This window comes from Peijinzhouia sedimentorum (assembly GCF_049340005.1).
GTDB lineage: Bacteria > Bacteroidota > Bacteroidia > Cytophagales > Cyclobacteriaceae > CAXBDP01.
On sequence record NZ_JBMPIY010000001.1, the window covers coordinates 369,286 to 391,599 of the forward strand.

Annotated in this window: 20 protein-coding genes; 12 read left to right on the forward strand and 8 right to left on the reverse strand. The window is 37.7% G+C overall.

Going from position 1 to position 22,314, the window contains the following annotated elements:
• Positions 1-26: 26 nt before the first annotated feature.
• From ACOXY8_RS01690 to ACOXY8_RS01710, 5 genes are all read right to left on the reverse strand, one after another.
• Positions 27-455 carry an acyl-CoA thioesterase gene (locus ACOXY8_RS01690; protein WP_458329826.1) on the reverse strand — a complete coding sequence of 143 codons (429 nt, stop codon included), beginning with the start codon at positions 453-455 and terminating at the stop codon, positions 27-29.
• 215 nt (positions 456-670) lie between these two features.
• Positions 671-3,886: a S41 family peptidase gene (locus ACOXY8_RS01695; RefSeq protein WP_458329827.1), complete on the reverse strand. Its 3,216-nt coding sequence runs from the start codon at positions 3,884-3,886 to the stop codon at positions 671-673.
• Positions 3,887-4,080: 194 nt separating this feature from the next.
• A complete protein-coding gene (locus ACOXY8_RS01700; protein ID WP_458329828.1) occupies positions 4,081-5,271 on the reverse strand; it encodes a hypothetical protein in 1,191 nt (396 codons plus the stop codon).
• 2 nt (positions 5,272-5,273) lie between these two features.
• Positions 5,274-6,557: a hypothetical protein gene (locus ACOXY8_RS01705; protein WP_458329829.1), complete on the reverse strand. Its 1,284-nt coding sequence runs from the start codon at positions 6,555-6,557 to the stop codon at positions 5,274-5,276.
• Positions 6,558-6,871: 314 nt separating this feature from the next.
• A complete protein-coding gene (locus ACOXY8_RS01710) occupies positions 6,872-8,443 on the reverse strand; it encodes a calcineurin-like phosphoesterase C-terminal domain-containing protein (protein ID WP_458329830.1) in 1,572 nt (523 codons plus the stop codon).
• Between the two features lie 559 nt (positions 8,444-9,002).
• On the opposite strand from ACOXY8_RS01710, the gene ACOXY8_RS01715 reads away from it, so the two are divergent.
• The 8 genes from ACOXY8_RS01715 to ACOXY8_RS01750 all read left to right on the forward strand — a co-directional run bounded on the left by ACOXY8_RS01715 (position 9,003) and on the right by ACOXY8_RS01750 (position 15,642).
• A complete protein-coding gene (locus tag ACOXY8_RS01715; RefSeq protein ID WP_458329831.1) occupies positions 9,003-9,476 on the forward strand; it encodes an Lrp/AsnC ligand binding domain-containing protein in 474 nt (157 codons plus the stop codon).
• Positions 9,477-9,632: 156 nt separating this feature from the next.
• Positions 9,633-11,078, forward strand: coding sequence for a Fe-S cluster assembly protein SufB (gene sufB / locus ACOXY8_RS01720; protein WP_458329832.1), 1,446 nt, complete (start codon positions 9,633-9,635; stop codon positions 11,076-11,078).
• 27 nt (positions 11,079-11,105) lie between these two features.
• The gene (gene sufC / locus ACOXY8_RS01725) at positions 11,106-11,867 is read left to right on the forward strand and encodes a Fe-S cluster assembly ATPase SufC (RefSeq protein WP_458329833.1); all 762 of its coding nucleotides are present in this window, start codon (positions 11,106-11,108) and stop codon (positions 11,865-11,867) included.
• A gap of 11 nt (positions 11,868-11,878) precedes the next feature.
• Positions 11,879-13,183: a Fe-S cluster assembly protein SufD gene (gene sufD, locus ACOXY8_RS01730; protein WP_458329834.1), complete on the forward strand. Its 1,305-nt coding sequence runs from the start codon at positions 11,879-11,881 to the stop codon at positions 13,181-13,183.
• 1 nt (position 13,184) lies between these two features.
• Positions 13,185-14,429, forward strand: coding sequence for an aminotransferase class V-fold PLP-dependent enzyme (locus ACOXY8_RS01735; RefSeq protein WP_458329835.1), 1,245 nt, complete (start codon positions 13,185-13,187; stop codon positions 14,427-14,429).
• Positions 14,430-14,431: 2 nt separating this feature from the next.
• A complete protein-coding gene (locus ACOXY8_RS01740; protein ID WP_458329836.1) occupies positions 14,432-14,869 on the forward strand; it encodes a SufE family protein in 438 nt (145 codons plus the stop codon).
• Between the two features lie 10 nt (positions 14,870-14,879).
• Entirely contained in the window at positions 14,880-15,206 is a 327-nt protein-coding gene (locus tag ACOXY8_RS01745) for an iron-sulfur cluster assembly protein (RefSeq protein ID WP_458329837.1), read from the forward strand.
• Between the two features lie 19 nt (positions 15,207-15,225).
• Positions 15,226-15,642, forward strand: a complete 417-nt coding sequence (locus tag ACOXY8_RS01750) for a BrxA/BrxB family bacilliredoxin (RefSeq protein WP_458329838.1) — start codon at positions 15,226-15,228, stop codon at positions 15,640-15,642.
• Between the two features lie 91 nt (positions 15,643-15,733).
• Here the strand turns inward: ACOXY8_RS01750 and ACOXY8_RS01755 are convergent, their stop codons facing one another.
• Both ACOXY8_RS01755 and ACOXY8_RS01760 read right to left on the reverse strand, forming a co-directional pair.
• Positions 15,734-16,420: a response regulator transcription factor gene (locus ACOXY8_RS01755; protein ID WP_458329839.1), complete on the reverse strand. Its 687-nt coding sequence runs from the start codon at positions 16,418-16,420 to the stop codon at positions 15,734-15,736.
• On the reverse strand, positions 16,410-17,846 hold the full coding sequence (locus ACOXY8_RS01760; protein WP_458329840.1) for a sensor histidine kinase: 1,437 nt from the start codon (positions 17,844-17,846) through the stop codon (positions 16,410-16,412). The genes ACOXY8_RS01755 and ACOXY8_RS01760 overlap by 11 nt, the downstream gene beginning before the upstream one ends.
• A gap of 142 nt (positions 17,847-17,988) precedes the next feature.
• Here ACOXY8_RS01760 and ACOXY8_RS01765 point away from each other — a divergent pair, with 142 nt between their 5' ends.
• A complete protein-coding gene (locus ACOXY8_RS01765; RefSeq protein ID WP_458329841.1) occupies positions 17,989-19,182 on the forward strand; it encodes a TIGR03435 family protein in 1,194 nt (397 codons plus the stop codon).
• Positions 19,183-19,332: 150 nt separating this feature from the next.
• Positions 19,333-19,752, forward strand: a complete 420-nt coding sequence (locus ACOXY8_RS01770) for a GxxExxY protein (protein ID WP_458329842.1) — start codon at positions 19,333-19,335, stop codon at positions 19,750-19,752.
• A 126-nt stretch (positions 19,753-19,878) separates the two neighbouring features.
• Here ACOXY8_RS01770 and xerD read toward each other — a convergent pair whose 3' ends face one another.
• Positions 19,879-20,790 carry a site-specific tyrosine recombinase XerD gene (gene xerD / locus ACOXY8_RS01775; RefSeq protein ID WP_458329843.1) on the reverse strand — a complete coding sequence of 304 codons (912 nt, stop codon included), beginning with the start codon at positions 20,788-20,790 and terminating at the stop codon, positions 19,879-19,881.
• Positions 20,791-20,802: 12 nt separating this feature from the next.
• Here xerD and aroQ point away from each other — a divergent pair, with 12 nt between their 5' ends.
• Both aroQ and ACOXY8_RS01785 read left to right on the forward strand, forming a co-directional pair.
• Positions 20,803-21,222 (forward strand): type II 3-dehydroquinate dehydratase, encoded by a 420-nt coding sequence (gene aroQ, locus ACOXY8_RS01780; protein ID WP_458329844.1) that lies wholly within the window; start codon positions 20,803-20,805, stop codon positions 21,220-21,222.
• Positions 21,219-22,283, forward strand: coding sequence for an aminotransferase class V-fold PLP-dependent enzyme (locus ACOXY8_RS01785; RefSeq protein WP_458329845.1), 1,065 nt, complete (start codon positions 21,219-21,221; stop codon positions 22,281-22,283). Before aroQ ends, ACOXY8_RS01785 begins: the two co-directional genes overlap by 4 nt.
• Positions 22,284-22,314 lie beyond the last annotated feature (31 nt).

The window sequence follows — 22,314 nt, forward strand, 5'->3', positions numbered from 1 at the left end:
ATGCGGCTTTGCGAGATATATTTTTACTAAAAACCCTTCCCTTCCAGCGCTTCAATTTTCTGCTTCAAATCAATAGGAAAGCTTACTTTCTCATTCTTATTGAAATCGAACATTACCATAATATCTTGACCTTCTGCGGCGACTTCTCCTTTATCGTTTAGGATAAGATGCTGAAAACTAAAGCTTGTATTACCAATAAAGGCCACTTTAGCCATAATAGTAATTTCGCCGGGAAAGTAAAGTGGCATTCGGAAATCGCATTTGCAAGAAGCTAGCAATGGGCCAATATTCGTTTTGCGATGAGATTCAGTAAGACCTATTTGATCCCAATAATTGACCCTCGACGATTGGATGTACTTGTAGAAAGACACATTATTCACATGTCCAAAGTAATCCAACTCACTCCAGTCGATTCTTAGTTTCAATGAAACCGGGTATTCACTTTTATTGATCATGGTGGTAAATTATTTCTAAAGGCAATTTACCAATTTTATAGAAGCATATTAATTAAAATCACGAAGTCATTTCTTTGCGTCCTTGCGGCTTTGCGTGATATTTATTCTCGCAAAGTCGCGGAGGCGCAAAGGATTATTATTTTTTAGCTCCAGTTGAATTAAAAAAGGCCTCCAATCTAAGATTGAAGGCCTTTTCAAAAATTATTAAAATCTACTTATTGCACGTCTTTGAGCAATTCCTCTACGGCTTTTTCCAATTGCTGATCTCTGCCTTTATCTACTACACCAGGCATATTCTTCACTTGGAATTGCGGTTTGGTTTCATTGTTTTCTAGCCATTCACCGGCTTTATTTTTCGCACTTATCGGCACAGCACCCCAGCGAGTGCCATCAGGTAAACCTTCCCAGCCAGCAAAACTACATGTACCTGGTACAGGCATTCCTACGGTTTTACCAATTTTTAAGTCGGTATAGCCACAAGCAAAACAATGGCCGTCGCTGTAATTGCCTTCATTGAACATGGCCAAAGTTGGCTTAGTCCAACGGAAAGTTGGTTCATAACCCACATCTCTAGCTTCTGTGGCATAGGTCAGGAACTTCTCGCCAGTGAAGAACATCGCCAAATCAGCCACTAAGTCACCACCACCATTGAATCTGGTATCCACAACCACGCCTTCCTTGTCATGGAATTTGCCCATCATTTCCTCATACACATTTCTGTATGGGCCATCGCTCATGCCAGGGATGTGGACATAGCCCAATTTACCTCCACTAGCTTTTTCTACTTCCTCTTGATTTTTCTTCACCCAACGCTTGTAAAGCAATTGGTTTTCAGCACCCAATGAAATCGGCTTGATAGTAACTTGCGAACGAGAATTATTGGCTGGATCCAAAAGCTCAATCAAAGTGAAATTGCCTGCTTTTCTATTTAGATATTGTGCAATATCTCTATCGGCAGAAATTACTTCACCGTCAATTTTTTCGATAATCATACCCGCTTTCACATTCAAATCAGCCTTATCTAATGGCCCACCTTTGATGATTTCACTTATTAAGATTCCGTCTGCTTTATGCTTATAATCCATGAAGATACCCAAACTAGCGGTTGCATCTGCTTGTGGAATGCTATTGCTATAGCGAGCTCCTGCATGCGATACATTCAATTCTCCCAGCATCTCACTTAGCAATTCCGAAAACTCATAGCTATTGCCAATATGCTGGAGGTATTTTTGATATTCTGTTTTCATCAAGTCCCAATCTACACCGTGCATATCTGGTGTGTAAAACATGCCTTTAGTTCGTAGCCACACATGCTCGAACATATAATCACGCTCGGCAGCGACATCCAAAGTCATTTCACCACTGATGCTAATATTCTCTCTCTTATTGGACTCTACATTTATTTTGGAAATACGTCCGCCAGATAAGAGATATAAATTTTTCATTTCCTTATCCCATTCCAAACTCCCACCACCTGCATCTAAGGCAATTTCCATCTTAGTGTCTTTAGTGCGCAGGTTAGTGCTCCAAAGGTTCATACCGGCTTCAAATCTGGCTAGGTAATAGAGTTTCTCACCATCTTTTGAAAGCACCGCATCGCTCAAAGAAGATGAATGAATTGTCAGCCTCGCCTTTCTCTCTTCCATATCATCCCAATCGAAAGTAAGATCAGCTACGGCTTTACTATCTTCCTTTTTCTCATCCTTATTTTCATCTTCCTTTTTGCTTTTTTCGATTTCCTGTAGCAAAGCAAAATCTTCTTTATTCAGATTGAATCTATCCCAAGCTTCTTTGGTGAAGAACATGGAATACACATCATCCTGAGTCGAGCCGCTAGTTGCATAGCTTTTCAAACCATCGCGATTGCTAAACCACAGCATTTGCTTGCCATTGTTTACCCATTTTGGGCTGCTATCACCATAGCCACTTTTGGTTAGGTTGATCATTTCTCTTTCGCCAGTAGCATCGAGTAATACAATTTCGCCATTGGACATGGTAGGTCTGTAGCTAGCTAGCAACCATTTGCTATCCGGGCTCCACGTATAGTATTGATCTCCATCACGCATGTGAAAAAGCTCATCCGGAGTCAATAAAGTTACCGTCTCTTTACTTGCCAAATCCATCACTTTCAAGGTACGACGATTTTCAACAAAGGCCATTTTCTTACCATCAGGTGAGATTTCCGGCAGGTAATTTTCATTAGCGTTGCTCAATAGAGGCGTTTCTTCGATAAGTGTGGAAGCATAAAAATATGGCTCTCCCTCACGCGTTTTTTTACTTTGGAATATTTGCCATCTACCATCACGTTCACTTGCATATACCAATGATTTTCCGTCAGGCATAAATTTCAAAAAGCTTTCTTGCTCTGGCGTATTGGTAATCCGTTTTGTCATCGAGCCATCTACTGAAGTTACGAACACCTCACCTCTAGATATAAATGCGATTTCCTTTCCATTTGGAGAAATAGCCATTTCACGAACACCTCCATTTATAGGCACATAGCTATCATTATTGCTTTTGGCTTGCGTACGGATGATAATATTCACTTTACTGGGTTCTTCACCTTCGCGAATGGTGTATAGCTCGCCATCGTAGCTAAAAGCCATCAAACCATTTTCAGCGATGCTAAGAAAGCGAACAGGATGAGTATCTAAACTGGTAATTTGCTGATTTTGAGAAGGATTCGCTAAGCTTGACTTATGAATATTAAAATTGCCACTTTGCTCACTTAAGTAAAAATAGCTTTGATCATTATCGGCAAATACCGGATTGCGATCTTCACCATAAAAAGTAGAGATCATCTTATGCGTATCTGAAGCTGAATCGTACACCCAAATATCTCGGGCTATTGCAGACATTTGGTGCTTACGAAATTCATTCTCCCCTCCTTTTTTATCATGGTACAGCATTTTGCTGCCATCCTTGCTCACAGCAATATATTCTGCCGGAACGGTAAAAAGCTGATCTACCCTCCCGCCCGTTACAGGAACAGTGTACAATTCAGGTTGTGAGCCGGTAGGATATTGTCTGTGCTCAGCCAAATCTAATCGTACTCCGCCAAATATTACTTTCGCATTATCATGACTAAAGGAATATGGCATTTCATCATTCGAATGAAAAGTAAGTCGCTGAGCAGCACCGCCTTCAGCCGGCATTAAGAATACATCAAAATTGCCATAACGGTCTGATGCAAAGGCAATTTGCTTACTATCTTTACTCCATACGGGCATATAATCATGTGCATCGTGGAAGGTAAGCTGCATGGCTGCACCTCCATTTGAAGCGACTTTGTATAAATCGCCTTTGTATGTGAAGGCAATATATTGGCCATCTGGAGAAATGGACGAATAGCGAGCCCATTGAGGACTTATTTGCGCTATTGCAGTGCTACTGAGAACGCATAGAAGGAATGCAAGGAATTTCCTGATCATGAGGGTAGAGATTAAAAATTTCGGATTATTAATTAGCGGATGAAATTAAGCAATTAAAATAATTATTGGAGAAATAGCGCTAAGATAAGTTTGAAAAAAGCGGGAGGAGTTTTGCCACTTTGCAAATAAAAACCCTACGAATCAGTCCAATTTGGCTGCTTCGTAGGGTTTCAGATCATGAGTGTATATTTCTTTTATTCTTCTATCAATTTCACTTTGTAAAAAATAAGATAATCCAGCTCCTCTTCTTCACTAGGACCACGAGTAAACCATAAATCTTCACCTTGCCCTAATGCAAAATCTCCTAAAACATCTGGCGCCAAAAATCCATCTATCCGTTTTTCGCCATCAACGAAAACTTGCCATAAGTTGGATGGAATATTATCGGGATTTACGAGTGTCATCCTGCCTTCAGAAGTAGTAATAAGTTCTGGTTCTTTCCTCAAATCCTCCGGCAAACCAGGATTGTACTCCACTATTACCGTGTTTCCAAAATGATAAGATGCATTTACAGATGCTTCACCCATTTTACCGCCAAAAGAAAAGCCAGAATTGCCGGAACTATTATCAACCGTTTCTCTGTCCGCTCCATTGTCAATATGAAATACGCTTGGTGTTAATTCTAAAATTTGATCTAGCTGAAAACCATTTGACGTAAAATCATACAAATACACGCGAGATTCTTTGGGGTAAGTGACTGACAATTTGTTATTATTAAAGCTGATTTTTGGCAAAATCTTCATTGCCGTGTAGCCTTTTCCATCCAAGTATCGACTGTTTGGTTCTAGCGGAATCAATGGCAAAATACTGTCCGTTTCAGTCAAAACTATTTGCACAGCTCTGTTTTCCGTATAGTACTCATCCTTTGCCGGATTCTTTACAAGCACGTCCATATTTGGGCTTAAAATAGCAGGCTGGTTTTGGAAAGTAATGGGGTAAACTGCCTTAGGATAATTTCTACTTATTACCATACTGCGGGAGGTAGCATCCTCTACTTTCTTCACCAAATTACCTTCGAAGTCAAAAATGAAATATCCTCGTGTCGCATAAAGTGCAATCTGATCATCTCCATAAAAAGCGGGAGGATTAAATAATGAACCTGGCGAATCAGGTATATCTCCTGATTTTTCAAACTGATGCAGAATGGTGCCTTCCTTATCTGTGACAAGAAATGAAGTTCGCTGATTATCATAAATAAGAAAGCGATTGCCATCTGAAGAAACATCCGCAAGCAATCCGGCTCCCAAATAATCTACCACCAAGGAATCTACAATATTGAAAGCATAATTTCCTGAGCCTTTGGCACCCTCAGAAATAGACTCTGAACTATCGCCACAAGAACTAAGAATAATAAAACCAATTAATAGCGTTGATAGTAATTTCATTGTTACAATTTAGAGGCAACTTTTACTTTGTAATAAGTAATAAAATCTGATTCTTCTTCATCGTCGGTAGTGTTTCGAGCAAACCACAAGTACTCACCATCTTGCAGGCCAGTACCGCTAAGATTTTCAGGAGCTTCAAAATCGCTTCCGATTTTCACTCCATCTATAAATAATTGAAAACGATTATTGACTTTTGGTCCATTTCCAGTAGTAACACGCATGGATCCATTCTCACCACGTTGAATTTCTGGCATTACTCTGTCTTCCTTTTTTACCCCAGGGTTATAGACACTAATTAGCTGGTTTCCATGCAGGAATGAATTGATAATTCTTCCTTCACCCATTCCACCACCAAGCATTGTCACTCTACCACCACCCGGTATAGAAATATCGTTTTCATTTTCAGCATCAGGCTTATCGATATAAATTAATTCTGGATTTAAATTTAATGAATTAAGTAAATTAAACTTGCCATTACTAAATTCATAAGTATATACATTTACATCTTTATTGTACCCAACCAAAATTTTATTCCCATCAATAGACATAAATGACCCCGCTGAAAGAGGTCTGAAATCCGGCATTAGTCTATAAATGCTCTCTTGTGGTAAATCAATGTGGTATGAAAAGCCTTTAGTAACTTCCAACTGTGCTTCTGTTCCTTCTACTGATTCTTCCTCTAAACCTTTGGTATTACCACCTAAACTTTGAATTTCATTCGGCTTTACCAATGTGATGCTTTTATAGTCAGCTAAGGCTTTTTCTACATCAACCTCCCGATCAAAACTTGACGGGCCTTTGGTTAATAACACTTGCTCACCATTAATTTCTGCATAATGCAGCGTTTTAGAACCGATGATGGACATAAAAAAATTGGAATTAAGGTTTGTCTCCTTAAAGTTCTTCCAAATTGTTCCATCGAAATTGTAGATGAAGTACCCATTTCGCCCTACAGCTACAATCTTATCATTTCCAAAAAATACAGGATTGAAAGAAATTTGCCCATGCGCATCTGGCGTGTCCGTTGATTTTGAAAATTCATTTGTAATCTCTCCAGCCTTATTCGTCACTACAAAATTATTTCGCTGTCCATCATAAAACAGGTAATGATTTTTGTCAGGCGATATATCAGAAAGACTAAGTCTGCCCAAATAATCTACGGCTACACTATCTACAATTTCGAATGTTAGGTCAGAATCTGCAGAGAAGGTTTCGGTAAGTTCTTCATTTGCGTCGCAAGCAAATAGTACAATGCTGGCAAATAAAATAAGAAAGACATTTTTCATGTTTGATTGATTTTGATTTACCTTCTTGAGATGTTTTGAATATACTTTAAGTTTTAAAAAAAGCTGGAAATTTTTCTAATACCAAATATAGCTTTTAATAGTCTTTAATTTTGATCGAAACAGTCAAAAATCAGCGGGAGGATTGTGTCCTTAGATGATAAACTTCTTATACTATTTAATTTATCCATAAATGACAAAAGCCGCTTCGAAGCGGCCATTGCTTAAAAATACTAACCCTAAAATGATTTTTAAAATTAGGAGAAGGATTCGAACCTCCGTTGGGCCTACGCCCAGTGCCTCACTATTTTTCCTAATTATTTTTTCAATACTTTTACTTCTCTTGTTCCAAAGTGCTCTTTTCCATATCTATCCTTAGCACGAACTTCTATAGTATGTGTGCCGGCTTGCAAGCTTGAAGGCAGGTTGGTTGTCCAAAGGTGATCGGTTTGTACAGGGTAGCTTGGTCTTCTTCCATCCATTAATTCGTCCGTTGTATCCCATTCAAAATACTTCATTAAATACGTTGGATCCAGATCGCTGTAATTCCTCAATGGAAGCCACTCTCCTTCGCCAATTCTGTAGTGAACTTCATCTGTAGATATACCAGTGAAGAAGTTTACAACTAAGCGATCTCGATTTCTCTTACCCTCTTCCATCACTTTCGGTGCGAAAATAGACATTTGGTGACTCGGATCCTTTCCTGCGGCTTTGTAGCCCGTGGAATAGTTTGCTCCATCAATACTTAAATACACATATCCTTTTGGTGAGCCATCTCTCATTATAGCCTCTGGAATTCCTTCATCGTTCCACCTCCCGCTATACCAATCTCCAGATGGAGTACCAATATTGAAATGGTGATGAGGGTTGGCTCCAGTATAACCATCTTCTTCTCCGAAAAATACTTGTCTCATATAGTGTGTATGAGCAGAGATAGATAAGGTATTTTTAAAGCCTGAAATTAATTGAAGCAAACGTTCACGGTCTTCATCTCTGAAGCTATCTCCGTTTTCTTCAAACAATGGAATATGCATAAACAATACTATGAGTTTATCCTTTGACACATGCTTCAAATCATTTTCCACAAAGTCAAGTTGATCTTCTCTAAAACCACCCCAATATCCATATCCTCTTCTTGGATCCGGGTAAAGGACATCATCCAAAATGATAAAATGAGCATCTCCATGATTGAATGAATAAGTAGAAGGCCCAAAATTCACTTTAAAAGTTTCACTTGTCCAAAGGTCTTCCTTAGCTTCATAATTCATATCGTGATTGCCCATTACATTATACCAAGGCAGTCCAAGTTGTTTCATCACATCACGATAACCAGGAAAAAGAGAAAGATCATCTCCAACAATATCTCCGACTGAGATTCCAAACTCGACCTCATCCTTATTAGTGACATCTCTCACTACACCTTTATCAAACCAATCTAGTTCCTGCTCAGTATATGGTTGTGGATCTCCAAAAACCAGAACTCTAAACGATTCTGGTTTTTCAATTGGAAGCAATGGAAAATTAAGCGACTCAGGTAAAATTCCTGTTGGTGAGAAACCTTTGTATCGAAACTCTTCAGTTGAACCATCTGGTCTGTGGATATAGAAGAATTGTGGAATTTGAGTTTCATCAACTGGGTATTGATAATCTGAAGGTTTGATTACAAATACAACACCCTCATTATTTAGCGACAATTCATAATACCCATCATCATTGGTAAGCACAACTTCTACTCCATTAGATACGGATACATTTGCAATTCCACTTTCACCAGTACTTTTCAGTCCATCTTTATTGGTATCTTCAAAAACATAGCCTTTAGCTATTTCTTGAGTGTAAGCATTGAAGCTAATAATTATTGCAAATAGGAATGTGAGTTTTTGTTTCATGCCGCATTTTATTTGCGACGAAGGTAGAAAAGAGAATTTACCAGTAGGTTATGGAACCGTTATCTTTCAATGAGTTTGATTAGACTAAGTCAATCCTGTTGATGTCCATAAATAACAAAAGCTGCTTTGCAGCAGCCTTTGTGTGACAAACATATAAACCCAAAATTAACAAGACGTTAGCTGTAGGAGAAGGATTCGAACCTCCGAGGCGCCTTTCGCACCATACCGCATTTTTGTTCCTACAGTTTTACAAAATAAACCCAACATGATAAAGATTTCACTCTATTGCTGTAGGGGAAGGATTCGAACCTCCACAGAGCGGTTAGCCAAACACGAGTTGTGTATGATTTATTCCGAGCCTCCACCCCCGAGACAGGAGGGCATGTCTGCCTGTTTCATCACCCTACAGTATAATTTGTTTTGTTGTTGTTTTGTCCGTCTGACATTACAAATGTAACAGACTGATCTTTATTTTAAAAATTTCGCAAATAATTAGCTTAATATTTCGATACTTTTTATTTTTACCCATCAATCATTAACATATTAAAAAAAATAGCTCATGAAAGAAGATAAAAATTACGAAATTGATAATGTGGATTTGAAGATCCTTAGTCTCTTATTGAAAGATGCCAAAAGTCCATATACTGAAGTTGCCAAAAAAGTCTTTGTTTCTGGAGGAACCGTTCATGTAAGGATGAAAAAATTAGAGGAACTGGGAATTGTAAAGGGCGCAACTTTAGATATTGATTATGCCAAATTAGGATACGATGTACAGGCCTTTTTAGGAATCTATTTGCAAAGAAGCTCACTCTACGATGAAGTATCTTCCCAGCTGGCGGCAATATCTGAAATAGTAAGTATCAACTATACTACTGGAGCTTACAGCATCTTTGCCAAGGTGATATGTAAGGACACGCAACACCTGAGAACAGTACTCCATGATAAGATTCAGAAAATTGATGGAATTGAACGAACTGAAACATTCATTTCTCTGGATGAAAGTCTAAATAGACCGGTTCAACTTTTGGGCTGATTTTGTTAAACAAAAAGGAACTAATGCAAGTATTCCTTTGTCAGTTAGGTCGATGATTTACGTGCATTGAGCAATTTGCTACAACTCTTCCTAATTGCTGAACAGAATTCGATTAGGTATGTTATATTTGCAATTGATAATTAGTCTAAATAAGATATGAGTAAAGATAACCAAATCCTAGAAGACTTTGCTTCGAAGGAATACGAACACGGTTGGAACATAGATATAGAGGCAGACCAAGCGCCGATTGGCTTAAATGAAGATACAGTCAAGTTTATTTCAGCTAAAAAGAATGAGCCTCAATGGCTTACGGAATGGCGTCTAAAGGCTTTTAAAACTTGGCAAGAAATGGCCGAGCCTAAATGGCCGAACGTTCATTATCCTAAAATCGACTATCAAAACATTATATATTACTCTGCACCAAAACCTAAGAAAAAGGTTGGCAGTCTTGATGAAATTGATCCGGAGCTTCTCGATACTTTTAAAAGATTGGGTATCTCACTGGATGAGCAAAAAAGACTTACAGGTGTTGCAGTAGATGCGGTATTAGATTCGGTTTCGGTTGCAACTACTTTCAAAGATAAATTGGCTGATTTAGGTATTATTTTCTGCTCGTTCAGCGAAGCAGTAAAAGAGCATCCGGAATTGGTGAAAAAGTATTTGGGATCAGTTGTTCCCGTTAATGATAATTACTTTGCTGCTTTAAACTCCGCTGTATTCTCAGATGGTTCATTTTGCTACATTCCAAAAGGCGTTCGCTGCCCAATGGAATTATCTACGTACTTCCGTATCAATGCCGCAAATACAGGCCAATTTGAGCGTACACTAATTGTCGCTGAAGAAGGATCTTATGTTAGCTACTTAGAAGGTTGCACCGCTCCTATGCGTGATGAAAATCAATTGCATGCTGCCGTTGTAGAAATCTATGCAGGCAAACAGGCTGAAGTAAAATACTCTACCGTTCAAAACTGGTATCCAGGTGATAAAGAAGGAAAAGGTGGGATTTACAATTTCGTTACAAAAAGAGGTATATGCGCAGGAGACTATTCTAAAATCTCTTGGACACAAGTAGAAACAGGTTCAGCTGTAACATGGAAATACCCAAGCTGTATATTAAAAGGAGATAACTCAATTGGTGAATTCTATTCAGTTGCTGTAACCAACAGATATCAGCAAGCAGATACTGGCACCAAAATGATCCATATTGGTAAAAACACCAAAAGCCGTATTGTATCCAAAGGTGTGTCCGGTGGACATAGTCAAAATAGCTACCGTGGCCAGGTGAAAGTAATGAAGCGTGCAGACAATGCACGGAATTTCAGTCAGTGTGATTCCCTACTTATGGGCGACAAATGTGGCGCACACACATTCCCATATATAGATGTAGAAAACAAATCGGCCAAAGTAGAGCATGAGGCGACCACATCTAAAATTGGTGAAGATCAAATCTTCTATTGCAACCAAAGGGGCATATCTATGGAAGATGCTGTAGCATTAATTGTAAATGGCTATTGCAAAGAAGTATTAAATCAGCTGCCAATGGAATTTGCAGTTGAAGCTCAAAAACTACTTGCGCTTACATTAGAAGGTAGCGTTGGATAATTATTAAATACCAAGAAAATCAAGAATATGTTAAGTATAAAAAATCTGCACGCTTCGATTGGCGAGAAAGAAATCCTGAAGGGTATAAATCTAGAAGTAAAAGCTGGTGAAGTCCATGCGATTATGGGACCAAATGGAAGTGGTAAAAGTACATTGGCTTCAGTATTGGCGGGAAGAGAAGATTTTGAAGTAACTGAAGGTTCTATCACATTCAAAGGTGAAGATTTACTTGAACTTGCTGCTGAAGAGAGAGCGCGGGAGGGTGTGTTTTTGGCGTTCCAGTATCCGGTAGAAATACCAGGAGTAAGTACCACCAATTTCATGCGTACTGCCATAAATAAGGTAAGAGAACATAGAGGACTAGAGCCTTTAGATGCTGTTTCTTTCCTTAAAGTGATGAAAGAGAAAATGTCCTTAGTTGAAATCAGCCAATCATTATTGAGTCGCTCATTAAATGAAGGCTTCTCCGGTGGTGAGAAAAAGAGAAATGAAATATTTCAAATGGCAATGCTTGAACCAAAGTTGGGCATTCTTGACGAAACGGACTCAGGACTTGATATTGATGCATTAAGAATTGTAGCCAATGGGGTGAATAAGCTCAAAAATAAAGACAATGCCTTTATAGTAGTAACTCACTACCAAAGATTATTGGATTACATCGTACCTGATTTTGTGCACGTATTGCACGAAGGCAGAATTGTGAAATCTGGCACCAAGGAATTAGCTCTTGAGCTAGAAGAAAAAGGTTACGATTGGATAAAGGATGAAGTGGCGAATGCCACGGCATAAAAAAAGATTCAATGAGCAAAACGACACAAATTACTATACCTACTTTATTTCCTTCATTATTTGAAAGCAGAATTTCCACTGGTTCTCAAGCCCTTATTGATATAAGAAAGTCAGCTTGGGTAGACTTTGAAAAGCTTGGAATTCCTACTCAGAGAAATGAAGAATATAAATTCACTAATTTGCATAAGCCTCTAAACAAAGAGCCTTTTGAATTGGCGAATACTACTTTCAAAGCAGTAATACCAGACTTTATTCAACAATTCGAAGGCATCAAATTGCTCTTCATTAATGGTGAATTGCAAGCTTCTCAATCTGATTTGAAAGCACTAAAAGCTACCGGCATCGAGTTTTCGACCATTAGCGATACATTTGCCACGAAAGCTGAATGGATAAGCAAATACTTCAATCAGAATACTCCGAACAAGACGGATGGCTTTGCTGCATTAAATACAGCGCTATTCACGGATGGATTAGTTTTTCACCTCCCGCAAAAGAAGGTGGTTGCTACACCGATTTACTTGATCAATTATAATATATCAGGCGAGTCCGCTAGCATTTCTTTTCCACGTTTCCTTACAGTTGCGGAAGAGAATACTGAAGCTCAATTTATCGAGATTCAGCTTTCATCTGGAAATCATCAAGCATTTTGCAACCAAGTATCTGAAATACACCTTGAGCAAAATGCCAACATCAGCTGGAACAAATTGGATCTTGGCAATGAAAACCTCAATAGCGTAATACATACGCAGGTTTATCAAGCGGCCAAAGGTGTGTACAAGCATAATAATATTTCGCTAAGTGGCGGAATTATTCGCAACAATCTCAACATGGTTCTAGACACGGAACATGCGGAAGGTAATATGTTTGGACTTTATTTGCTCGAAGGAAAAACGCAAGTTGATAATCATACAAGTGTAGATCATCGCAAGGCAAATGGTCTGAGCAATGAGCTTTATAAAGGCATCGTTGCTGATAAAAGTACTGGCGTTTTCAATGGGAAAATATTTGTAAGACCGAATGCGCAAAAGACAAATGCCTACCAATCTAATGGCAATATTCTGCTTTCGGATGATGCAAATGTGCACACAAAACCACAGCTTGAGATTTGGGCTGATGATGTGAAATGCTCACATGGCTGTACCATCGGTCAGTTAGACGAAGAAGCACTTTTCTATCTTCGTTCTCGTGGCCTATCAGCCAAAGAAGCAACTGCTCTACTCCTATTTGCTTTTGCTTCTGAAGTAATTGAAAAAATTAATCTTCCCGATCTTAGAGAATGGTTGGAGACAACACTTACCAAGCGTCTAGAAAAATAATATGCAAAATAGCGTAGCAGAAATAACATTGGATATTGAGAAAATTCGCAAGGATTTCCCAATTCTTCATCAAGAGGTGAATGGATTTCCATTGGTTTATTTTGATAATGCTGCAACTACGCAAAAACCGAAAGTGGTAATTGAGGCTTTGGAAAACTACTACGCTGGCTATAATTCTAACATCCACAGAGGAGCGCATTTCTTGGCAAATAAAGCTACAATTGCATTCGAGGAGACAAGGAAAACTATAGCTAAATTCATCAATTCTGCTGAAATAGAGGAAGTTATTTTCACCAAAGGCACCACTGAAGGAATTAATATAGTTGCTCAGTCTTTTGGTAGAAAGTTTCTAAAAGCCGGAGATGAAATATTGATATCAGGTCTGGAGCATCATTCTAATATTGTGCCTTGGCAAATGGCTGCTGAAGCAACAGGCGCTACATTGAAGGTAATTCCCGTGCTAGAAAATGGTACTTGGGACATAAATGCCGGTTTGAAGCTTCTGAATGAGAATACAAAAATTCTTGCAGTAAACCATGTAAGTAATGCATTGGGAACTGTGAACCCTATTGAACTTTTCATCAAAAAAGCACGGGAGGTTGGAGCAAAGATTTTAATAGACGGAGCTCAATCTGCTTCGCATTTCGACATTGATGTGCAGGCAATGGATTGTGATTTCTACGTGTTCTCCGGTCACAAAATGTTCGGGCCAACGGGTTGCGGAATATTGTATGGCAAACGGGCAATTTTAGAAGCCATGGATCCTTATCAAGGTGGCGGTGAAATGATCAAAGAAGTGACTTTCGAGAAAACTACTTACAATGACATCCCATTCAAATTTGAAGCAGGTACTCCAAATATTGGAGATATCATTGCGCTAAAAGTGGCTGCTGATTACATCATCAAAATTGGTCGTAAAAATATTGCTGCACATATAAATCGATTGCTAAAGAGAGCTACGGATGCCTTGAGTAAGATTGAAGGGCTCAGAATAATCGGTACTTCTGAAAATAAAATCGGAGTAGTTTCTTTTCTGCTTGATGGCTACCATCCTTTCGATGTGGGAATGCTACTCGATGCAACTGGTATAGCTGTTCGAACAGGCCATCATTGTGCGCAGCCATTGATGAATAGCTTTGGAATCGAAGGAACTGTTAGAGCCTCATTTGCGGTTTATAACACAATTGAAGAAGTAGATAAATTGGTTAAGGCGGTTGAACGTCTTGCTGCACGCAAAAGAAAGTAAGCATGCCATCAATTAAAGAGCTGGAAGAAGAAATCATAAGTGAATTTGAAATTTTGGGGGATGATAGAGAAAGCACCATATTCTATATAATGGAATTAGGTGATAAGCTTCCTCCGCTACCTGAAAAATTCAAAACAGATGATAACTTAATAAAAGGCTGCCAATCGAAAGTATGGCTTACAGCCAGTGATGATAACGGTAAAGTCAACTTTTTGGCAGATAGCAATACAGATATTACCAAAGGTCTTATCAGCTTGCTAATAAGAGTGCTAAACGGACAGCCAAGGAAAGAAATTATAAATGCTGATTTGGCATTTTTGAATAAAATTGGAATGGATCAAGTAATTGGTTCCCAGCGCTCCAATGGACTTGCTTCCATGATTCGACAAATGAAAATGTTTGCTTTGGCATTAGATACTAAAAGTGAAGCAAACGCTTAAGATTGAAATTATGAGTGATCAAGTAATAGAGCAAAAGGAATTGAGAGAAAAGGTTTTAGATGCGATCAAAAGCGTGTATGACCCTGAAATTCCTGTAGATGTATATGAACTAGGCCTTATTTATGAAATAAGTATTTATCCCGTAAATAATGTATTTGTTTTGATGACGCTTACATCGCCAAGTTGCCCATCTGCAGAAGCTATTCCAGATGAAATAAAAACGGCTATCAGCATAATACCGGGTGTTAATAATGTGGAAGTTGAAGTAACTTTTGATCCACCTTACTCACAGGATATGATGTCTGAAGCTGCCAAACTCGAACTAGGATTTTTATAAAACCATAAATAGATTTAAGATGTACCCAGAATATTTAGTTGCTCCAATGCGAGCAGATTTGACCATAGCTGGTTTTAAGGAATTTAAAACAGCGGATGATGTTCAGAACCACCTAAAAGACCACAAAGGAACTACCCTTATCGTAGTAAACTCTGTATGTGGTTGCGCAGCAGGTGCAGCAAGACCAGGTGTTAAAATGGGCTTAGCTCAAGCTTCTAAAAAGCCAAATACCATCGCTACAGTTTTTGCTGGAGTGGATCAAGAAGCGGTTGCTAAATTCCGTGAGCTTGCATTGCCTTACCCTCCTTCCTCTCCATGCATTGCATTGTGGAAAGATGGCGAATTAGTGCACTTTGTAGAAAGACACCACATTGAAGGCAGAAATGCTGAAATGATCGCAAACCACTTAGAAGAGGTATTCGAAGAGTATTGCTAATTGCTATGAAGGCTTTATAGCTCTCAAACTTATATATAAAAAGGTCGAAGGAATTATCCATTCGACCTTTTTTATGTCAAGATCTTAGGCCTTAACACTTCAAAATATACCCTACGCCTCTAATATTGCTAATCTCAATTGAAGTATCTGCGTTAAGATATTTTCGTAAGCGAGATATAAAAACATCGAGCGTTCTGGAATGAAAGTAACTATCATCTAACCAAATTTTATAAAGGATACTGCGCTTACTCAACACCTTATTCCTATTATCTATCAGTAGTTCTAATATTGCTGCTTCTTTGTGAGTAAGCTTTTTTTGACTCTCCTCAAATGCTAAAATCAGCGTTTTTGTATTCAACGTATACTTTCCGATTTGATATTCTTCCTTTCCAATTTCCGTAATCGTATCCGTTCCATATAGCTGCAGTTTTATTCGGACTAATAATTCATCCATGCTAAATGGCTTCCTTATATAGTCATTGGCGCCCCATTCAATTCCCTTCACAGCATCTTTAGGCTGAATTCGAGCCGTGAGAAAAATAATGGGTGTGTGAGTATCGGTATTTCTAATCGTTTTTAAAACTTCGAAACCATCCAATTTCGGAAGCATTACATCTAATAAAACCAAGTCCGGCTTTTCTTTTTGAAATATTTGCAGCGCTTCATTACCGTCGAATGCAGAAACTACTTGATAGGATTCCTCTGCCAACCTTTCAGAAATCAAATAGGAAAGTGATTTCTCGTCCTCAACTAATAATATTTTCTTCTTAATCCTCATTGATAGGAATCAAAATTTGGAAAACGGTACCTTCATGATCTGATTGAAGCAAAGAAATTGTAGCATTAAAATGCTGAAGCGTTTGTCTAACATTAAATAGACCAAGTCCCAAACCTCCGGGATCATCGTTTCCATATTTTATATGTCGAAAAAACTTATTGAATACTTCACCTTGGATAGATTTCGGAATTCCTTGTCCATTATCAGCTACTAAAATACTAATCATTTCTCCCTCTTTCGAAGCAGAGATGCGCAGCTCTATTGGTTCCTTTTCTCCATACTTCAAGGCATTATCTATTAAGTTGATCAGTACAGATTGCAGATAATAAGCTGGTATCTTGACAAGCAAATTTTTACAATCTACTTCAATTCCTATGTTTAAGTTAAGTCTTTTATCATTTGAAAACTTCTCTTTCAAATACGCTGCTTGTTCAGATAAAGTAGTGAATCCTGTTACCACAGAGCTTTCTTCATTACTAACTACATTATGAAGGCGATTCGATATATCGTCCAGTTTCCGGAGCTGTTCTTTAGCAATTTCTACTTCTATACTTTTTTCATTATTAGCTTTAAACCGACTTTCCACCACATTAAAGCTCAATTTTAATGTAGTAATCGGAGTCAGTAATTCATGCGCCAAATTATCAATAAATACATCCTTAAGCTCCGAAAGCTTACGTTCCTTACGCCAGAACCCTAATAGGAAATAAAAACAAATACCTGTTGTCGCTAATACAAGAACCCCGAGCAAAATAGAATAATATGATCTGTTTAGAATATCAGGAAACGGATTATCAAACTCGGCCCAAACTAATTGCGGTATATCCCATTTATAAAACACTAGAAACTCCGAAGACAGATTGGATGAATTAGTTGAATCAGAATTAATGTATAAGGTATAGTGTGTTTTAATATCCAGTTCTACTAACTCTCTATGAAATGTGCTGTCAAGAAATTCTTGATCTAAATCCGCATCCATCTGAAGAATCTTTAGCCTCTCTCCTAGCTCTTCTTGCCAGAAATACACTATGTTAGATAATATATATTCGTGATTTCTGCTTAAAAACAATTGGAGGTATGAGTAATCCTTATTGATTTCCTCAGGCTTGGAGAATGTTATTTCAACCAAATTATTATTTGATTTCTTATCAATAATCATCAACCTTTTAAAACCATCTTCATTAATGGAGGAATCCATCAATATGTATTCTCCACTAATTAAATCCTCGCGAAACTGCTCATTAATCAAATTAGCACGATGAATTTTTGCTTTGTCCAATGCAAGACTTAAAGCCTCCGTAATATCCTTTTTAAACACTTCTTCCCTATATAGATAATCCTGATAGACAAGATACCCTTGCAAAAAAACAATGCTCATAAGGCTAATGCCAATGACCCAAACTAAAACTATTTTACCTGATTTCACACTTTAAAGGTAGTTTTCAATAATCGCATTCTTCATTTCATTAACAAACATTTACAAAACTTAAGGGATCCATTAACCTAGTTTCCAAAAGATTATAAACTCCTTTGTGAGAAATATTATCAGAAATTAAAATTCTATTGCTATGAAATTACTTCTCACATTCCTGTTCGTCTCATTTCAGTTCTTCTCTTTTGCTCAAAGTAAAATCGGGACACAAGTTCCGGATATTTCTTTTGAAGAAGTGCTGAATTATTCTTCAAATGATCTTCAATTGTCAGAAATTGAAGGGAAAGTTATCATTTTAGATTTTTGGGCTACTTGGTGTGCTCCATGTATTGCCTCATTTCCTAAATTAGAAGAGATTCAAGAAAAGTATAAGAGTGAACTTCAAATCATTACCATTACCTCTGATTCCAATGAACGCATTCTTAAGTTCCTTGAAAATAGAGATATGAACTTACCTATTGCCATAGACCCAAGTAGGAAAATTGTTGAGTATTTTCCTCACCGCTCTATCCCACATACTGTGGTAATCGACAAGAATGGAATAGTCCAAGCAGTTACAAATTCCTCAAATATTACTCAAGAACTGGTTCAGAAAGTGATTGATAAGCAAACAATTAATCTAATTGAGAAAATTGATGATTTAGCATTTGACCCAGCTGTTCCACTTTCAGGTAATGAGAATTTTGCATTTCAAGTGACTATTACTCCTTTCCGAGAAGGCGCTCCGTCATTTTCTAACACTTCAGGCGGCGAAGGGCCTTATAAAAACCGTAGAATTATCACTACAAATTTAACTGCTCGCACGCTATATGAGCTTGCTTATCAATTTCCTACCAGAACTAGGACGGTGATTGAAATTAGTAATCCTTCTTCGCTAGCTTGGAATAAGGAAAATGCTATTTGCTTTGAGATTATCGTACCTGAAGAGTTGGGAAGTCAACGATTTGAAATGATGCAAAAGCAATTGGACATGTATTTTGGTTTTGAGACATTAATAACCCAAAGAGAAATGGAAGTTTATGTGCTCGAAAGAATTCCAAATAGGGAGCATAATCTAAAGCTAAGTGATAAAAACACTCCAAACGAAAAAAGCTATAGTGGAGCCGGCCTTAAAATGACCAATAATAAAATAGACTATCTAGCCTCTTATTTAGAAAATCAACTTGATTTGCCGGTAATTGACGAAACTAACTTACTCGAAAACTATGACCTTGAAATTCCTTGGTACAACGAAAATCCAGATCAGATTTTTGCAGAATTGGAAAAGCTCGGCTTACAATTACAAAAAATTACTAGAAAAATTGATGTGCTTCTATTGAAGGATAAGTAAAGAAATCTCGACTGGCATTTACAATCAAAAAAGTGAAAAGAATTTATGAATAGGGAACCTTTAATAGTCTGAACCAAGATTAAGCTGATTAATTGATTTTCCATGATGAAAAAATTCTTAAATTGAGATATAAACCAATTATTAGTTAATTTGATAAAGGAAGAGTACAAATATTCTGAATTAACTAAAAAAATCATTGGATGTGCAATGGCTGTCCACCGAGGAATGGGAAATGGTTTTCAGGAGGTCATTTATCAACGAGCCTTGGAGATTGAAATGGCCGCAGAAGGAATCGATTTTTCTAGAGAGCATGAAATGCCTATTTATTATAAGCAACAGCATATAGGTACACGTAGAGTTGACTTTTTGGTTGAAGGAGTAATTGCTGTCGAATTGAAAGCAATTATAAAATTAGAGGAAGTGCACTTGGCTCAGAGCCTCAATTATTTAGAAGCATATGATTTAGAAGTTGGTCTATTGTTTAATTTTGGAGCTAGAAGCCTCCAATTCAAACGCTTGATGAACAGTAAGTTTAATCAAAAAATTCAAGGTAATCCAAAAATCAAATAAATCATGGTTCAGACAAAAAAATCATTCAAAGTGAGCATTTATTGACTATGATTGAGCTTACATTACTTGTACAATAAGTACCGATTTAAGATAAAAAAGCCAATGCACCAGCATTTGGCTTTTACTTTATTTTCCACCCCTCCCCCTAGGATGAAAATCCAATATCACTTGCTTAAGGTAATCTCTATCCAAATGAGTATAAATCTCCGTAGTGGTGATACTTTCATGCCCAAGCATATCCTGTATTGCGCGTAAATCAGCGCCGCCTTCTATAAGGTGTGTCGCAAAGGAATGTCGAAAGGTATGTGGACTTATCTGCTTCTTAATGCCAGCCTTCAATGATAAATCTTTAATAATTGTAAATATCATTACTCGACTCAGTCCAGCACCTCTATTATTCAGAAAAGCAACATCTTCTTGGCCACGTTTGATTTTCACAAAGGGCCGTACTTCCTCAAGATAAATCTTCAAAAATTTCAAAGCCTCCCGCCCTATTGGCACCAATCGTTCTTTATCACCTTTACCCGTAATTCTCAAAAATCCGATGTCAAAAAAGATGTTTTTAATTTTTAAATTCACCAATTCAGACACACGTAAACCACTGCTATAGAGCACTTCTAACATGGCTCTATTTCTAGCTCCATTTGCAGAAGATAAGTCAATTGAAGAAAACAATTGTTCTATTTCATGAAACTCTAGCGTATCGGGAAGTTTCCTGCCGATTTTCGGTCCCTCTATCAAAGCAGAAGGATCATCCTCCCGCACCCCATCCAAATTGAGATATCGGAAAAAGGCCTTTACACCCGAAAGCATCCTTGCCTGGCTATAAGCACTCATGCCCAAATCAGTCAAATACTTCAGATATTCTTTGATTCTAGCAGCGGCTAATGTCTCAGGTTTATCACTAAAATTGTGGATCTCAAGAAACTGTTTTAGCTTTACTACATCACGTTCGTAGGCTTCTATACTATTGGCAGCAAGTGAACGCTCCAATTGCAAGTACTGCCTAAAACCGCGAATGTGTAGCGTCCAACTCATAATGATCTATTGATGAACTTAATTATCATAAATGGCCCAAATCTAAACCTTTTGGGAAAAAGAGAACCTGAAATTTATGGATCTCAATCCTTTGAGGAATATTTTCAAGAATTGAAAAATCAGTTTACAAATGTAAATCTGCAATATTTTCAATCAAATATAGAAGGTGAATTGGTAAATAAAATCCAAGAAGTTGGCTTTGAAATAGATGGAATAATTATCAACGCAGCTGCATACACACACACTTCTGTGGCCATATCTGATGCAATTGCTGCTGTATCCTCTCCTGCAATAGAGGTTCATATATCAAATATTTATAAGCGGGAGGAATATCGCCATAAAAGTATCATAAGTGCACATTGCCAAGGAATGATTTGTGGATTGGGCATGGTAGGTTACAATTTGGCCATTCAATACTTTCTACAAAAATGATCTCCTTTTATCCCGGCCCATCCAAAGTACACGAGCAGGTAAAAAAATACATGCACGATGCTTACGATGAAGGTATCTTGAGTATCAATCACCGAAGTCAAGAGTTTGTTTCATTAAACAGATTTACCAATAACCTACTTCGAAAAAAGCTCTCTATTCCTGCAGATTACACTATTATTTACACTTCATCCGCTACAGAATGTTGGGAGATAATTGCTCAGTCCTTTATAAAGAAAAAAAGTGTGCATTGCTATAATGGAGCTTTTGGTAAAAAATGGTATGAATACAGCAAAAAACTGAAACCTGAAGCAAGAGCAATCGAATTTGGAATTGAGGAGGTTTTGGATCCCAGCTCAATGGAAATAAAGCGGGAGGATGAACTCATTGCAATCACTCAAAATGAAACCTCCAATGGAACTCAAGTAATTGATCCATTGATTTATGAAATCAAAAAGCGAAATCCCGAATGTTTGGTGGCAGTAGATGCCACTTCCTCGATGGGTGGTATTCATCTTGGATTTCAAAATGCTGATATTTGGTTTGCCTCGGTTCAAAAATGCTTTGGCTTACCAGCAGGAATGGGCATACTTATTTGCTCACCTCAAGCAACGGAAGTTGCCAAGGAAATATCGGACAAAAATCATTACAATAGCTTCCTATTTATGGCAGAAAATGCCGCTAAATTCCAAACACATACTACACCAAATGTTTTGGGAATATATCTTCTAATGCGGGTATTGAAGGACAATCCAAAAATTGACAAAACAGATAAAATCTTAAAAACTAGAATTCATTTGCTTACTACCTTTTTCGAAAATAAAACTGAATTCAGTCCCCTTGTAGATAATTTATTAGTGCGTTCAGATACAGTATTGGCGTTAAAAGCAAATCCAAAAACACTTGGCAAACTAAAAGCTGCTGCTAAGAAAAAAGGAATCAAACTTGGGAACGGTTATGGAGAATGGAAAGAATCTAGCTTCAGGATTGCTAATTTTCCGGCACATTCAAAGCATGATTTTGAAAAGTTAATTGCTCTTTTTGATGCTTTTGAAAAAGCCTAAGTTAAAACTCAATAATTAAATAATCCTTCTC